General features: G+C 72.8%; 13 protein-coding genes. 10 read left to right on the plus strand and 3 right to left on the minus strand.

The window, feature by feature from the left end; translation table 11 throughout:
- Window positions 1–60: 60 nt before the first annotated feature.
- A complete protein-coding gene (locus OU416_RS33400) occupies window positions 61–1473 on the minus strand; it encodes a serine hydrolase domain-containing protein (RefSeq protein WP_270931063.1) in 1413 nt (470 codons plus the stop codon).
- A gap of 110 nt (window positions 1474–1583) precedes the next feature.
- On the opposite strand from OU416_RS33400, the gene OU416_RS33405 reads away from it, so the two are divergent.
- From OU416_RS33405 to OU416_RS33430, 6 genes are all read left to right on the plus strand, one after another.
- Window positions 1584–2666 carry a sensor histidine kinase gene (locus OU416_RS33405; RefSeq protein WP_270931064.1) on the plus strand — a complete coding sequence of 361 codons (1083 nt, stop codon included), beginning with the start codon at window positions 1584–1586 and terminating at the stop codon, window positions 2664–2666.
- Entirely contained in the window at window positions 2659–3324 is a 666-nt protein-coding gene (locus OU416_RS33410) for a response regulator (RefSeq protein WP_270931065.1), read from the plus strand. Before OU416_RS33405 ends, OU416_RS33410 begins: the two co-directional genes overlap by 8 nt.
- A 183-nt stretch (window positions 3325–3507) precedes the next feature.
- Window positions 3508–4557 carry an Rv2231c family pyridoxal phosphate-dependent protein CobC gene (gene cobC / locus OU416_RS33415; protein ID WP_270931066.1) on the plus strand — a complete coding sequence of 350 codons (1050 nt, stop codon included), beginning with the start codon at window positions 3508–3510 and terminating at the stop codon, window positions 4555–4557.
- On the plus strand, window positions 4538–5419 hold the full coding sequence (locus tag OU416_RS33420; protein WP_270931067.1) for a Nif3-like dinuclear metal center hexameric protein: 882 nt from the start codon (window positions 4538–4540) through the stop codon (window positions 5417–5419). The genes cobC and OU416_RS33420 overlap by 20 nt, the downstream gene beginning before the upstream one ends.
- Window positions 5416–6147 (plus strand): zinc ribbon domain-containing protein, encoded by a 732-nt coding sequence (locus OU416_RS33425; protein ID WP_270931068.1) that lies wholly within the window; start codon window positions 5416–5418, stop codon window positions 6145–6147. Before OU416_RS33420 ends, OU416_RS33425 begins: the two co-directional genes overlap by 4 nt.
- Window positions 6144–7238, plus strand: coding sequence for a bifunctional RNase H/acid phosphatase (locus OU416_RS33430; RefSeq protein ID WP_270931069.1), 1095 nt, complete (start codon window positions 6144–6146; stop codon window positions 7236–7238). The genes OU416_RS33425 and OU416_RS33430 overlap by 4 nt, the downstream gene beginning before the upstream one ends.
- A gap of 227 nt (window positions 7239–7465) precedes the next feature.
- Here the strand turns inward: OU416_RS33430 and OU416_RS33435 are convergent, their stop codons facing one another.
- Entirely contained in the window at window positions 7466–9961 is a 2496-nt protein-coding gene (locus tag OU416_RS33435) for an FtsX-like permease family protein (protein ID WP_270931070.1), read from the minus strand.
- Entirely contained in the window at window positions 9931–10677 is a 747-nt protein-coding gene (locus OU416_RS33440) for an ABC transporter ATP-binding protein (RefSeq protein WP_372907234.1), read from the minus strand. The genes OU416_RS33435 and OU416_RS33440 overlap by 31 nt, the downstream gene beginning before the upstream one ends.
- Window positions 10678–10749: 72 nt before the next feature.
- Between OU416_RS33440 and OU416_RS33445 the strand changes: the two genes are divergently transcribed.
- The 4 genes from OU416_RS33445 to OU416_RS33460 all read left to right on the plus strand — a co-directional run bounded on the left by OU416_RS33445 (window position 10750) and on the right by OU416_RS33460 (window position 15146).
- Entirely contained in the window at window positions 10750–11400 is a 651-nt protein-coding gene (locus OU416_RS33445; RefSeq protein WP_270931072.1) for a TetR/AcrR family transcriptional regulator, read from the plus strand.
- A gap of 164 nt (window positions 11401–11564) precedes the next feature.
- A complete protein-coding gene (locus OU416_RS33450) occupies window positions 11565–12785 on the plus strand; it encodes an ROK family transcriptional regulator (RefSeq protein WP_270931073.1) in 1221 nt (406 codons plus the stop codon).
- A 46-nt stretch (window positions 12786–12831) separates the two neighbouring features.
- Window positions 12832–14166: an extracellular solute-binding protein gene (locus tag OU416_RS33455; RefSeq protein ID WP_270931074.1), complete on the plus strand. Its 1335-nt coding sequence runs from the start codon at window positions 12832–12834 to the stop codon at window positions 14164–14166.
- Window positions 14166–15146 (plus strand): carbohydrate ABC transporter permease, encoded by a 981-nt coding sequence (locus OU416_RS33460; protein ID WP_270931075.1) that lies wholly within the window; start codon window positions 14166–14168, stop codon window positions 15144–15146. The genes OU416_RS33455 and OU416_RS33460 overlap by 1 nt, the downstream gene beginning before the upstream one ends.
- The last annotated feature ends 6 nt before the right edge of the window (window positions 15147–15152 follow it).

The raw sequence follows: 15152 nt of genomic DNA on the forward strand, positions 1-15152 counted from the left end.
GCGCCACCTGGCCGTTCGGTCCGCTCCCCTGCTGCGACAGGACTCTCAGACGGCAGCAGCTCAGGTATGTGCGCGGGGACGGCCAGCCCTGGTCCTGGCGAGCCCGGTCAACCGCGCGACGAGCACCACGACACCGCCGAGAGCGGCGGTGGCCAGCAGCGCGGTGAACGTGGGGTAGAGGTAGGGCACCTGGATCAGCGCGACGTCTCGGCCGCGGTAGAGGGCGCCGACGATCCGGTGGATCGATGCGCACAGCACGGCCGGGACCAGCAGCGGCAGCAAGCGCAGCACGGTGCTGGGGCACCCGGTTCGGCTGTCCGCCCACCGACGTGCCCGCACCGCACCGCGAACGGCCAGCAGCGCAACGCCGATGGCCAGCCCGAGCAGCACGGCGTCGATGGCGGGCAGCGCGCCGCTCGGCGGCCGCACCGGCTCGCCGGTCACCAAGGCGATGAGCTCGTCGGCGAGCGCGGCGGCGTCGCCGTGGGCCAGCCCGGTGTTGGCCATCACCGCGATCCCGTACCCGGAATCCGGGAGCAACGCCTGGTAGGCGGTCGAGGTGAACAGGTCGCCGCTGTGCGAGATCACCCGCTCACCGGACGCGGTGGTGCCGACCGACCAGCCGAGCGCGTAGGACCCGGACGCCGGTGACGGGGTGTGCGTCTCGGTGATCGCCGCCTCCGAGGCGATCCGGCCTGGGTTGTTCTGCGCGATCAGCCAGGCCGCCATGTCGTGCGCGGAGCTGAGCACTCCGCCCGAGCCGCCGCCGAACGCCGGTGGTTCGGGCACGGCGATGGCGCCGCCGAGGACCATCAGGTGGCCGCGTGCGCTCGGCGGCAGCTCGTCGGCGGTGTCGATGGCGCGGCTGTCGGCCATGCCCAGCGGCTCGAACACGTGCCGCTGGAGGTAGTCGTCGAAGGGCAGGCCGCTGACGACCTCGACCAGTCGGGCGGCGACCTGGTAGTTCGGGTTGTGGTACTCCCAGCGCTCGCCCGGCTCCGCGACCAGCGTCGCCGATCGCATGCTCGCCACCGCCTCCGCCAGCGAGCCCGGCTGCGGCCGGGTGAAGGGATGGACCGTCGAATCCGACAGGCCGGAGGTCTGGTCGAGCAGCTGGCGCACCGTGATGCGGTCGGCGCGCGGATCGGCGAGCCGGAACTCGGGCAGGTGGGCGCGCACCGGCCCGTCGAGCTCCACCCGGCCGGATTCCGCGAGCTGGAGCACGGCCAGCGCGGTGAAGGACTTGCTGACCGAGGCCACGGCCATCGGCGTGCGCTCGGTGATCGGCTCCCCGTCGGGAGTCCGGCCGTAGCCCGCCGTGCGCAGCACCTCGGTGCCGCGGGTGACGGTGACGGCGGCGCCGGGCAGGCCGGTGCTGCGGAGGTACTCCTCGACGGTGGCGTCGATGTCGGCCGGTGCGGGTGGGAGCGGTGCGGCGAGGGCGAGCGCGGCTAGGAGCGTTCGGAAGATCACGCGCCGAGTCTTCGCCGGAACACCGTGCGTCCACATCGGACCGCGGGGTGAAGGCCGGGATCGGACCGTGGTCCGATGTCGGGCCGGTCTCGGCTGGATATCGTGCCGTGGTGAGCAGAATCCGGCAGACCGCGTTGGACGCCTCGGTGGCGGTCGTGCTGGTCGTCGTCGAGGGCGTGCGCACGCCCGGCGTGCTCGGGTGGATCTCGGCCGCCGTGCTCTGCGCGCCGCTGCTGGTCCGCCGACGTTGGCCGAACGCGGTTCTCGCATCGGTCGTGGTGCTGGGTGCCGGGGCCGTCGTCGCCGGGGTCACCGGCGAGGTCGCCGCGCTGGTGATCGCGTTCGCCGTCTACCCGGCGGCGACCGTCTCGGCGCTGGTGGGCTCGCTGGCCGGGATCGCCGCTGCCGGGCTGCTGGTGCTCGCGATCCCGGGTCTCCCGCTGGTCGCGCCGCAGGCCGGGGTGGAGTCGTTCGAGACCTCACCGCTCACCGTGTTCGCCTTCAACGCAGTGCTGATCAGCGGCTCGTGGGCGCTCGGCCGCTTGGTGCGGTCGCGGCGCGAGCAGGCCGCGCAGCTCGTCGCGCTGCGGGAGCGGCAGGCCGCGACCGAGGAGCGGCTGCGCATCGCCAGGGACGTCCACGACGTCGTCGGGCACAGCCTCGGCGTGATCGCGATGAAGGCCGCGGTCGCCAACCACCTGGTGGACAGCCACCCGGCGGCGGGGCGCGAGGCGCTGGGCGCGATCGAGCGGGTCAGCCGGGAGGCGCTCGACGAGATCAGGGCGGTCCTGGGTGCGCTGCGCGATCGACCGGAGGAAGCCGAGTTCGACCGCCTGGTGGCCGATGTCCGGTCGGCCGGTGTGGACGTCCTGCTCGACCGGGCGGACCTGTCGGCGGTGCCGCTGGACGTGCGGGGCTCGGCGCACCGCATCGCGCAGGAAGCGCTGACCAACGTGCTCCGCCACGCCGGTGCGACCCGCTGCTCGCTCAGCCTGGCGGTGCTGCCCGGTGCGCTGACCGTGTCCGTCGTCGACGACGGGACCGGGGGCGGATCAGCGACACCCGGCCACGGCCTGCGCGGCATGCGGGAACGGGTCGCGCTGCACGGCGGGACGATCACCGCTGGTCCGGAACCCGGCGGCGGGTTCGCGGTGCGCGCCCGGCTGCCGTTCGCGGAGGCTTCCGATGCCTGACCCGATCCGCGTGGTGCTGGCCGACGACGAGGCCCTGCTGCGCAGCACGCTCCGCCTGCTGATCGACGCCACCCCGGGAATGGCCGTGGTGGCGGAGGCGGCCACCGGTGCCGCCGCCGTGCGGGAGGCGGCGGCCGCCGAACCCGACCTCGTCCTGATGGACGTGCGGATGCCGGAGCTGGACGGCATCACCGCCACGGCGCGGATCACCGCGCGCTCGCCCGCGCCCCGCGTGCTGGTCCTCACCACGTTCGACCTCGACGACTACGTCTACCGAGCGCTGCACGCCGGAGCCAGCGGCTTCCTGCTCAAGGACGTCCCGCCCGCCCAGCTGCTTGACGCGATGCGCGTGGTCGCAGCGGGGGAGGCGCTGCTAGCCCCGAGCGCGACACGCCGACTCATCGCGGAGTACACGCGCGTGTCGGCAGCGGCCCGCGCCGTGCCGCGCCGGGAACTCGACGTGCTCACGCCGCGCGAGCGGGAAGTCCTGGCGCTGATCACGCGCGGCTTGTCGAACACCGAGATCGAGCAGTCCCTGCACCTGACCCGGAGCACGGTCAAGACCCACATCGGCCGCCTGATGACCAAACTCGCGGCCCGCGACCGCGCCCAACTGGTGATCGCGGGCTACGAGTCCGGCCTGGCCGATCGCGTCTGAGCTGTGGTGGGCACCTGGAGGCGTTCCGCTTCCACTGTTCAGTGCCCGTGAGTGTTTTGGGGTGTCCCAGCGCCCCGAAACGCTCACGGGCCGCCACCAGCGGAAACCGGCGCAGGCGCTGAGCGCGGACGCGCGCGGCTCGCCCTCGGCGGGGGAGATTTCGTCCTGGTTAGACTTCCGTCGATGAGCAGCGGGCACGATCGGGATTTGTTGCGCCACCACGGCGATGTGGACGCCGAGAACGGACTGCTCGACTTCGCGGTCAACGTCCGGCTGGACCGCCCGCCGGCGTGGCTGCGCCAGCGCCTCGCGGCGGCGCTGGACGGCCTGGGCCGCTACCCGTCGGCCGCCGACGACCTCGCCGCTCGCGCGGCTGCCGCCGCCCGCCACGGCCGCGACGCCGACGACGTGCTGCTGCTCGCGGGCGCCGCCGAGGGCTTCGCGCTCCTGCCGTCGCTGCGCCCCCGCTCGGCCGCGCTCGTGCACCCGTCGTTCACCGAGCCGGAGCTCGCGCTGCGCACCGCCGGTGTCGAGGTCACCCGGGTCCAGCTGGAACCGGCCGACGGCTACCGGCTGGACGCCGACGCCGTGCCGGAGCAGGCCGACATGGTGGTGCTGGGCAACCCCACCAACCCGACGTCCGTGCTGCACCCGGCGGCGGAGATCAAGCGGCTGCTGCGGCCGGGCCGGATCGTGGTCGTCGACGAGGCGTTCAGCGACACCGTGCCCGGCGAGCCGGAGTCGCTGGCGGGCTGCCGGGAGCCGGGGCTGCTGGTGCTGCGCAGCCTGACGAAGATGTGGGCGCTGCCCGGCTTGCGCGCGGGTTACGCGCTCGGTGCGCCGGAGCTGCTCGCCGAGCTCGGCCGGACCCGCCCGCACTGGCCGGTCAACTCGCTGGTGCTGGAGGCGGTCGTCGCCTGCTGCGAGCCGTCCGCGCTGGCCGAGTCGGAGCGGGCCGCGGCGGAGTTCGAGGAGCACCGGGCCGGGCTGGTGGCCGAGCTGGCCGCGATCCCGGGGCTGCACGTCGCCCTGCCCGCGCGGGCGCCGTTCCTGCTGCTGCGGGTGGACGGCGGCGAGCAGGTCCGGGCGGAGCTGCGGGCGCGGGGAGTGGCCGTCCGGCGAGGCGACACCTTCCCCGGTCTGGGCGTTGACCACATCCGGGTCGCGGTGCGCGATCCGGAGCAGAACGCCTTGCTGGTCAAGGCTTTTCGCGATGTTCTGGGATGGGGGTGAACCGGTGACGGTTCGCATTCGGGACGTGATCGAAGCGCTGGAGGCGGCCTACCCGGCTGACCTGGCCGAGGGCTGGGACGCCGTCGGGCTGGCCTGCGGCGATCCGGAGGCGGTGGTGCAGCGGGTGCTGTTCTGCGTCGACCCGGTCGAGGCCACTGTGGACGAAGCGGTGGACTTCGGTGCGCAGCTGCTGGTTTCGCACCACCCGCTGATGCTGCGCGGCGTGCACGGAGTGCCCGCCGACGAGCCCAAGGGCCGCATCGTGCACCGGCTGATCCGCGCGGGCATCGGCCTCTACACCGCGCACACCAACGCCGACAGCGCGGTGCAGGGCGTGTCGGACGCGCTGGCCGAGGCGATCGGCCTGACCGTGACCCGCCCGCTGGCGCCGCACGCCGAAGGCGCGCCCACCGGGCTGGGCCGCATCGGCGAGCTGCCCGAGCCCGAGCCGTTCCGCGACTTCGTCGCGCGGGTGGCGCACAACCTGCCGACCACGGCCTGGGGCGTGCGCGGGGCCGGCGATCCGGAGCGCCCGATCCGCACCGTGGCGGTGTGCGGCGGCGCGGGCGACTCGTACCTGGCCACCGCCGCGGCGGCCGGCGTCGACGCCTACGTGACCGCTGACCTGCGGCACCACCCGGCCGGCGAGCACATCGCGCGCGCCGACGTGCCGGGCACCGAGGTGCCCGCGCTGGTGGACGTGGCGCACTGGGCCAGCGAGTGGCCGTGGTGCCAGCAGGCCGCGGACATCGTGGCCGCCGCGCTGCCGGATACAGTCGAAGTCCTCGTTTCCACCCGCCGAACCGATCCGTGGACGCTCCACGCCGGTGCGGCATCAGACCCAGGGAGGGCGCTGGCGTGAAAGCCGACCCCGCCGTGCAACGACGGCTGCTCGATCTCGCCGACGCGGATGCGGAGCTCAACCGCGTCCAGCACCGTCGGCGGTCGCTGCCCGAGCTGGACCAGATCGGCGACGCCGAGCGCGAGGTGCGGGCCAAGCGCGACGAGCTGGTGGTGGCCGAGACCGCGTTCAGCGACCTCGACCGCGAGGTCAAGCGGCTGGAGAACGAGGTCGAGCAGGTGCGCAAGCGGGAGCAGCGCGACCGCGACCTGATGGCCGCTGGTGCCTCGGCCAAGCAGCTGGAGGACCTGGAGCACGAGCTGCAGACCCTGGCCCGCCGCCAGGGCGTCCTGGAGGACGAGCAGCTGGAGGTCATGGAGCAGCGCGAAGCGCTGGAGACCAACGTCACCAAGTCCCGCGACGCGCTGACCGAGGCCGAGGAGAAGCTCAGCGAGGTGCAGGAGCGCCGCGACGAAGCCCTCTCCGGGCTCGAGTCCTCCGAGGCCCGGCTCCAGCGCGACCGCGACCTGATCACCAAGGCGCTGCCGGATGACCTCGTCGCGCTCTACGACCGCATCCGGTCGCGGGGCGGCGTCGCGGCCGGGCTGCTGCAGGGCGCTCGGTGCGGTGCGTGCCGGATCGAGCTGGACCGCACGGCGCTGAACGAGGTGCGCGAGGCGGCCGCCGACGACGTCGTCCGCTGCGAGGAGTGCGGCGCGATCCTGGTGCGCACCGGGGAGAACCGGTGAGCTCGGCGGTCCTCGTCGAGGCCGACGGGGGTTCGCGCGGCAACCCCGGCCCCGCCGGCTGCGGGGCCGTGGTGCGCGACGCCGGGACCGGTGCGGTGCTGGCGGAGCGCTCGATCGGGCTCGGTGTCACGACCAACAACGTCGCCGAGTACCAGGGGCTGATCGCCGGGCTGCGGGCGGCCGCCGAGCTGGGAGCCGTCGAGGTCGCGGTGCGGATGGACTCCAAGCTGGTCGTCGAGCAGATGGCGGGCCGCTGGAAGGTCAAGCACGCGAACCTGCAGCCGCTGGCCGCCGAGGCGCGCGGCCTGGTCGACGGGTTCGACCGGGTGAGCTTCGAGTGGATCCCGCGGGCGGCGAACGCGCACGCGGACCGGCTGGCCAACGAGGCGATGGACGAGCAGGCGGGCGGGAACGAGCAGAGCGCCCGCATCCGGCCGTCCGGTTGGCTCGGCGCCAACGGCACGCCCACGAAGATGCTGCTGCTCAGGCACGGCCAGACCCCGCTGTCGGTGGAGCGGCGCTACTCCGGTCGCGGCGATGTCGCGCTGACCGAGCTGGGCGAGCGGCAGGTGCGCGCGGCGGGCGAGCGGCTCGCCGCGATGGACGGGGTGATCACCCCGGACGGCGTCGCTCCGGTGATCGCCTCGCCGCTGACCCGCACGCGGCAGACCGCGCAGGCGGTGGTCGACGCGACCGGCGGCGAGCTGCACTTCCACGACGGCCTGCTGGAGACCGACTTCGGCGACTGGGAGGGCCTGTCCTTCCAGGAGGCCGCCGACCAGTTCCCGAACCTGCACGGCGAGTGGCTCGGCGACCCGAGCGTCGTGCCGCCGGGTGGCGAGAGCCTCGACGCGGTCTACCGGCGGGTCACCGCCGCCCGCGACGACCTGGTGGCGCGCTACGCAGGCCGGACGATCATCGTGGTCAGCCACGTGACGCCGATCAAGGCGCTGCTGCGCCTGGGCCTGGGCGTGGGCCCCGAGATGTTCTACAGCCTCCACCTGGACCTGGCGTCGCTGTCCATCGTGGAGTTCTACCCGGACGGCAACTCCTCGGTCCGCCTGGTCAACGACATCTCCCACTGGCAGTGACCCGCGGGTAGGGCTCCGGAAAGTCCGGCCGAGCTGGTGCGGGGCGGGCAGTTTTGCCCAAAGCTGCCCACCCCGCCGCACCCGGAACGCGCGGTCAGTTGTAGGCAAAACCGACGCAGGCCCCGCTCAAGGCGACTTTGCCGGAGTCCTGCCCCCACCCGGCGAAGAGCACGAAATGACGCTGGAGCAACGGGACCGATCGATCGCGCTCGGGTGCGGCGCGACCGTCATGATCGGGTGCGGGTGCGCAATGCCGCGCCGACCGGCAGCACGGTGCCGATCATGGCGAGCAGGGTGGACACGGCCGTCACGGCGATGACCGCGGGGTAGGGCACCACGATCGGTGCGGTGCCGAAGAGTTGCAGCAGCGCGCCCCACAACCCGGCCAGGTTGACCGCGGTCGCGGTGAACGCCAGCACTACGCCGATGCCTGCCACCAGCAGTGCCTCGGCGAGGAAGAACCGCACGACCTGGCCCGGCGTCGCGCCGACCTGGCGGAGCACCGACAGGTCCCGCCGCCGGTCGGCGGTCGCCATGAGCAGCGTGTTGAGGATGGCGATGAAGCAGAACAGCATGATGATCACGGCGGTGGCGCGCTGCCGCACCTCGGTGAGGTGTCGCGCGTAGGCGGTTTCCGAGGCGGCCAGCTCATCGGCGGTGCGGAACCCGGCGCCGGTGCCTGCGACCGCGGCGCGGATCGCGGTGGTGGCGGCGTCCCTGTCGGCGCCCGGTTCGAGGGAGATGTAGGCGCGCCGGGCGAGTCCGTCCCTGGCGAACGCGGCGGTCCCGGCGAACCTCGGTGGCAGGTAGGCGACGTCCTCGCCGGGCCGCGCCCGGTACGTCGCCGCCACCCGGAGCTCCACCTGCTGACCGTCGGCCATCAGCACCGGCACCGTCGAGCCGGCCGGCACGCCCCACAGGTCCGCGACGACCATGCTGCCGCTGTCCAGGTCGTCCAGGGATCCGCCGGTCACGGTCAGGTCCACGGTGTGCCGCAGCGCGGCGGGATCAACGACCAACCCGTCGTTCTCGTCGACCCGATCCTCATCCCTGGTGTAGATCGTCGTGAGCAGCGGGGCCGCGATCCGCACCCCGTCGATGCGCGCGACCCGATCCACGACCTCCTGGCTGATACCTGGGGTGCCCTCCGGCGCGAGCGCGAACTCGGCGCGGATCCGGTTGTGCAGCCCGCTGTCGCGCGCCGCGCCGAGCGAGTCGGTCGCGGCCAGCAGCGAGAACGTCAACCCGACGGTGAGCAGGATCGGCGCGGCGGTCGCCGCGCTGCGCCTGCGGGAGGTCAGCACGCTCTGCTCGACCAGCACGGCGGTCGGCCCGGTGGATCGGCGAAACGGCCGCACGAGCACCTTGGCCAGTGGCCTGACGGCCAGCGGCGCGAGTGCGGCGGCGGCGAACACCGGCACGAGGAGGGACAGCACGTAGGTCGTCGGTGACAGCACGGTCGAGGGCTCCGCGGTGGCGATCCACACCGTCCACCCGATCCCGCACAACAGCCCGGCCACCCCGGCCAGCCGCCGCGCCGGTGTCACCCGCGTGTCGTCGGCCGCCGCCTCGTGCAGAGCCTCGATCGGCCGGACGCGCCCGGCGCGTCGGACCGCGAGCATCGCCCCGCCGAGGGCGACCAGCAGCCCCAACGAGAACGCGCCGGCCAGTGGGGCCAGCACCGTCCAGTGCGTCGATGGCTCCACCTCGAACCACGGCGGCGAGATCCCCATGTCGATGAGCAGATCGGCGAGCAACTGCGCGCCGACGAGACCGAGCGCCGCGCCCGCCGTCGAAGCGACCGCGCCGACGAGCAGAGCTTCGCCGCGCACCATCGCGCGAACCTGCTCGCCGGTGGCGCCGATCGCGCGCAGCAGCGCGATCTCGCGACGGCGCTGGATCACGGTGAAGGCGAACGTCGAGGCCACCACGAAGATCGCGGTGATGCCTGCGACGCTGGCCATCACCGGGACCAGCGTGATCGTGTTGTCCAGGGCCTCGCGGTCGCGAGCTTCGCTGGCGTCGGCGCGATGGCGGTCCTGCCCGGTGAGAACCTCGGCGCCGGAACCGACGACGGCGCGCAGCCGGTCCAGCGGCCCGAATGCCACCAGTGCGTCGACGCGTGGCGACAGCCTGGCCGCCTCCGCTTCGGTGAAGAACACGGCGTCCTCCCAGCCGACCGGGTCGACGGTGCCGCTGACCCGGTACTCGCCGATCCCGTTGGCCGTCAGCACGGTCACGACGTCGCCGGTGCGCGCGCCACCGGCGACGACGATCTCGCCGTCGGCTGCCGGTGGCGCGCCGTCAGTGAGCTGGTAGCCGCCGAAACGGGCGACCGGCCAGGGATGCCCGACACCCGCTGCCGAGCCGCCGAGCGGCTGGGCGTAGAACTCCCGGTCCACCACGGTCTCCCCGGTGGCGGCCACGTTCCCGTGGAGTTCCGGCGAGATCCCCCGCGCCTCGGCCAGCGAGCGCACCCCGAGATCGTGGCGCGTCGGATCCCAAGCCGGGTCGGCGGGCAGCACGACCGCGGGCGCCTCGGCGAAGCGCTCCACGGGCCGATCCGGCAGGTCCAGCATCGTCATCAGCACCAGTCCCATGGCCGCGAGCTGCGCAACCCCGAGCACCAGCGCGACCGCGGAGCCGAGGAACGACACCCAGCGCGCCCGCAACGTCTGCATCGCCACGCGGATCATCGCGGCACCGCCAGAGCGGTCAGCCACGCGGCGACATCGGCGGGGTTGGGCCGGTGCAGCTCACCGGCAAGCCTGCCGTCGGCGAGGAACACGACCCGGTCCGCACAGGACGCCACGTTCGGGTCGTGGGTCACCAGCACGACGGTGGCCGCCCGATCGGCGATTCCGCGCAGCAGGTCCATCACCTCGCGGCCGGTGGCGAGATCGAGCGCACCGGTCGGCTCGTCGGCGAACAGCACCGCCGGGCCGGTCACCAGCGCGCGGGCGATGGCGACCCGCTGCTGCTGACCACCGGAGAGCTGACCCGGCCGACGACCTGCCTTGTCGTCCAGCCCGACCTGCGCCAGCGCCCACCGCACGACCCGCGGGTCCGGCCGTCGCCCGGCGAGCCGCACTGGCAACGTCACGTTCTGCTCGGCGGTCAGCGACGGCACCAGGTTGAACGCTTGGAAGACGAACCCGGTCGAAGTCCGCCGCAGCCGGGTGCGGCCCGTCTCGGTCAGCCCCGCGACGTCGGTCCCGTCGAGGATCACCCGACCCGACGTCGGCCCGTCCAGTGCGGCCGCGCACTGCAACAGCGTCGACTTGCCCGAGCCGGACGGGCCCATGATCGCGGTGAAGCTCCCGCGGGGGAAGGCCAGGTGCACGTCCGACAACGCGGTCACCGCACTGTCCCCCGAACCGTAGGTCTTGGTGAGCGACTCCAGCCGCACCGCGTCATCCATCGAGCCTCCCGAGCTCATTGTGGACAGCGTCCACATTTACGGTGCGGTAGGCTACCCACAAAAGTGGATGCTGTCCACATCCGGAGGGTCATGAGTTCTCGAACTGGTCGCACGTCCGATGCGCCGCGCAGGGCGACCTACCGGCACGGCGACCTGCGCAACTCGCTCGTCGGGGCGGGGCTTGAACTGGCCGCTGCCGGCGGGCCGGACGCGGTCGTCCTGCGTGAGGTGACCCGGCAGGTCGGCGTGGTGCCCAATGCCGCCTACCGGCATTTCGCCGACCGCCGCGCGTTGCTCAGCGCGGTGTCCCAAGCGGCACTGGCTCGGCTGGCCGCCGCCATGGAGGCCGGGCTGGCCGCCGCAGAACCGGCCGGCGATCCCGCGGCATCGGCGCGCACCCGATTGCGCGCGCTCACCACCGGCTACCTGAGCTTCGCCAAGGCGCAGCCCGGACTGTTCCGGACGGCGTTCGTCACCACCGATATGGATGACACCGGCGGCGAAGCCGCGGCGGGCCCGGGCGGCCGCACCGCCTTCCAGCTGCTGAGCGACCAGTTGGACGACCTCGTCGAGTCGGGTGCCGTGCCTGCCGAGCGGCGCCCCGGCGCCGAGTACTTCGTCTGGTCGGCCGTGCACGGTCTGGCCGTGCTGCTCAACGACGGCCCACTGCGCGGGCTTCGCCCGGCAGAGGCGCAGGACGCATCCGACCGCCTGCTGGACGCGATCGAACGCGGAATCTGAGCCGATCACCTCAGTGGAGATCAGACGTCTGATTTCCGTTGGAATCGCGGCTGTCCCCACCTCGCTGCCGCTGGGGCGCTGTTCTGGTGCAGACCATTGACATGTGTGAGGTGGGTTACTAGCGTCCCTGAAACCGTATGGGAAGTTAACGGATAGGGGTGCCGGTGGTTCGGGAGGCGAGCGGATCGCGGGACGGCAGCCCGCGGTTGCTGCGGGAGATCAACGATCGGGCCGCGATCGAGGCGATGCTGCGCAGCGGCGCGCTCACCCGGGCCGAGCTCGAAGCCGCCATCGGGCTCTCCAAACCGGCGACCGTCTCGCTGCTGGCGCGGCTGGAGAAGGCCGGCATGGTGCGGCGCGGCGAGCTGCGCGGCGGCAATCGCGGCCCGGCCGCCCAGATGTGGTCGGTCAACGGCGATCTCGCGCACGTCGCGGGCGTCAGCCTGGTGCCCGACCAGGTCGACGTGGTGATCGCCGACATCACCGGCGCGGTCCGCGTCGAGCACCGCAGCCCCCTGCCCTCCGGCGACGGTGCGCCCGAGGCCTTCGCCGAAGCGGTGGTCGAGGCCGCCGGCCGGATCGGCCTGCGCACCGATCAGCTGGCCAAGGTCGTCGTCGGTGCGCAGGGCGGGGTGGACCCGGCCACCGGGCACCTCGGTTTCGCCCCGCACCTGCCCGGCTGGGAGGGCTTCGACGTGCCCGGCAGGCTGCGCGAAGCGCTGGGCACCGACGTCCTCGTCGACAACGACGTCAACCTCGTCGCGCTGGTGGAGATGACCACCGGCCGCGCCCGCGACGTGCGGGACTTCGTCCTCGTCTGGCTCGGCGACGGGCTCGGCGCCGCGGTGGTGATCGACCGCGTGCTGCACCGCGGCGCGACCGGCGGCGCCGGCGAGATCGACTGGCTCCGGGCGCCCGACCGGGCGCGCCAGGACACCGGTGTCGACCGGACCGGCGCCCGCCTGGGGCAGCTCCTCAGCTACCGCTCGATCAACAAGCTCGCCAGGGCGCACGGGATCAAGGCCCGCAACGCCGTCGCCGCCGTGCAGGCGGCGCGCGCCGGCGGGGCCGACGGGCAGGCGTTCCTGACCGACGTCGCGCGGCGGATCGCCACCGGCGTCGCCGGGGTGGTCAGCGTCCTGGATCCCGAACTGGTGCTGCTGACCGCCGAGATCGCGCAGGTCGGCGGCCCGGAGCTCACCGGCCTGGTGACCGCGGAGCTGCACCGCCTGGTGGTGCCGCGGACCCCGGTCGAGCTCGCGCGGTGCACCGATGACGCGGTGCGCGCCGGTGCGCTGCAAGTCGCTCTCGGGCTGGCCCGGGAACAGGTCTTCGGGCTGCCCGCCACCGCGGTGGGGGTTCGGCCCGTCCCGCACGAGGAGTAGTTCCGGCCGGGTGCGGGTGTCCAGCAAGGCACTGAGGAGGAGCGCGATGAGATCGAGGTTCCACGTCAGAGGTGGTCTGTTAGCCCTCGCGACGGCGGGGTTGGTGGCGACGTCCTGCACCGCGGGGTCCACAGCGGACGGTCCGCAGCCCGCGCCGGGCCCGGACGAGCAGGTCACCATCACCGTGTCCAGCCAGTTCACCGATCGCGAGCTGGACGTGCTCAACCGGGTGCTCGACGGCTTCGAGGCCAAGCACCCCAACATCACCATCAACAGCCAGGGCAACCAGGACGACGACAAGATCACCCAGGCCATCCGCGGCGGCAACCCGCCGGACGTGGCGATCTCGGCGGAGACGATCAACCTCGGCCAGTTCTGCTCCAGCGGCGCCTGGCAGGACCTCGGTCCCTACGTGCAGCGCGACCAGGTCGACATGAACCAGATCGTCGAGGTCGCCCAGGAGTACACCGAGTTCGAGGGCAAGCGCTGCGCGATGCCGCTGCTGGCCGACGTCTACGGCCTGTACTACAACGCCGACGCCTTCGCCCGCGCGGGCATCACCGCGCCGCCGAAGACGATGTCCGAGCTCACCGACATGGCCAAGCGCCTCACCGAGTTCAACCCGGACGGCTCGATCAAGGTGGCCGGCTTCCTCCCGGTGCTGGGCTCGCAGGCCAACCACCCGTGGAACTGGGCGCCGCACTTCGGCGCCGAGTGGATGGACGAGCAGGGCAAGTCCGCGCTGGGCAAGGGCACGGCCTGGCAGGAGATGTTCCGCTGGCAGAAGGAGCTCGTCGACTTCTACGGCTGGGACAAGCTGGTGCAGTTCACCTCCGGGCTGGGCCAGCAGTACTCCGCCGACAACGCCTTCCAGCGCGGCAAGATCGCGATGATGATCGACGGCGAGTACCGCACCGGCTTCATCGACCAGTACGCGCCGGAGCTGCGCTACGGCACCGCGCCCTTCCCGGTCGCCGACAGCAAGCCCGAGCTCTACGGGACCGGGTTCGTCACCGGCACCATCATCGGCATCCCGCGCGGCGCGGAGAACGCGGGCGCGGCCTGGGAGCTCGTCCGCTACCTGACCACCGACACCAACGCGCTGGTCGAGCTGGGCAACGGGCTCAAGAACGTGCCGACCACCAAGGAAGCGCTGCACGACCCGCGGGTGGAGCGCAGCGAGCAGTACCAGACCTTCCTCGACTTGTTCGACAACCCGCAGCTGGTGCCCAGCCCGCCGAGCCCGAACGGCAGCGCCTACATGAAGTCCACTGAGGACTTCTCGGTGAAGTGGCAGAGCGGTCAGGTCGGCGACCTGGGTGCCGCGCTGCGGGATCTGGACGCCCAGATCGACGCGGCCAAGGCGCTCGGCGGCAACTGATGACCGCGACGCTGGAGAGGACGGAGCCGGGGCGCACCGCCCCGGCCCGCTCCCGCAGAGCGCGCCGCAAGCGCCTGCAGGTGATCGCCTTCATGTCGCCGTGGATCATCGGGTTCAGCCTGTTCTTCGCGTACCCGCTGCTGGCCACCGGCTACTTCTCGTTCACCAGCTACGACCTGCTCAGCCCGCCCGACTGGGTCGGCCTGCGCAACTACGCGTACCTGCTGTTCGGCGACCCGGTGGTGCGCATCGCGGCGGCGAACACGGTGTGGCTGGTCCTGGTCCTCACGGTGCTGCGCGTGGTGTTCGCCCTCGGGGTGGCCGCGGTGATCGCCCGGCTGCGCCGCGGCGTCGGCCTGGTCCGCACGCTGTGCTACCTGCCCGCGCTGGCCCCGCCGGTCGCCGCCACGCTCGCGTTCACCTTCCTGTTCAACCCCGGCACCGGGCCGGTGAACGGGCTGCTGCGGATGCTGGGCATCGACGGGCCGCTGTGGTTCAACGACCCGGCGTGGGCGAAACCGGCGCTGACCCTGCTGACGCTGTGGGGCTGCGGCGAGCTGATGATCATCATGCTGGCCGCGCTGCTGGACGTCCCGCAGGAGCTGCACGAGGCGGCCTCGCTCGACGGCGCAGGCCCGATCGGCCGCTTCTGGCACGTCACGCTGCCCTCGATCGCGCCGGTGCTGCTGTTCGGTGTGGTCAACTCGATCATCTTCTCGCTGCAGTACTTCACGCAGGCGCTGGTGGCCGGGGCGGTGGCCTCCGGGCAGGCCGAGGTGGTCGGCAGCAGCAAGATCGTGGGCTTCCCGGACAACGCCACGCTGACCTTCCCGGCCTGGCTCTACCAGCAGGGATTCCACTACTACAACATGGGCTACGCCGCGACGATGGCCGTCGTGCTGTTCGTCTTCTCGCTCGGGTTCACCGCCCTGCTGATCCGCCGGATGCGCGGCGGCACCAACGCTGAGGAGGTGGGCTGAGTGTCC

Source organism: Saccharopolyspora indica, from assembly GCF_027853965.1.
In the GTDB taxonomy this organism is placed as follows: domain Bacteria; phylum Actinomycetota; class Actinomycetes; order Mycobacteriales; family Pseudonocardiaceae; genus Saccharopolyspora; species Saccharopolyspora indica.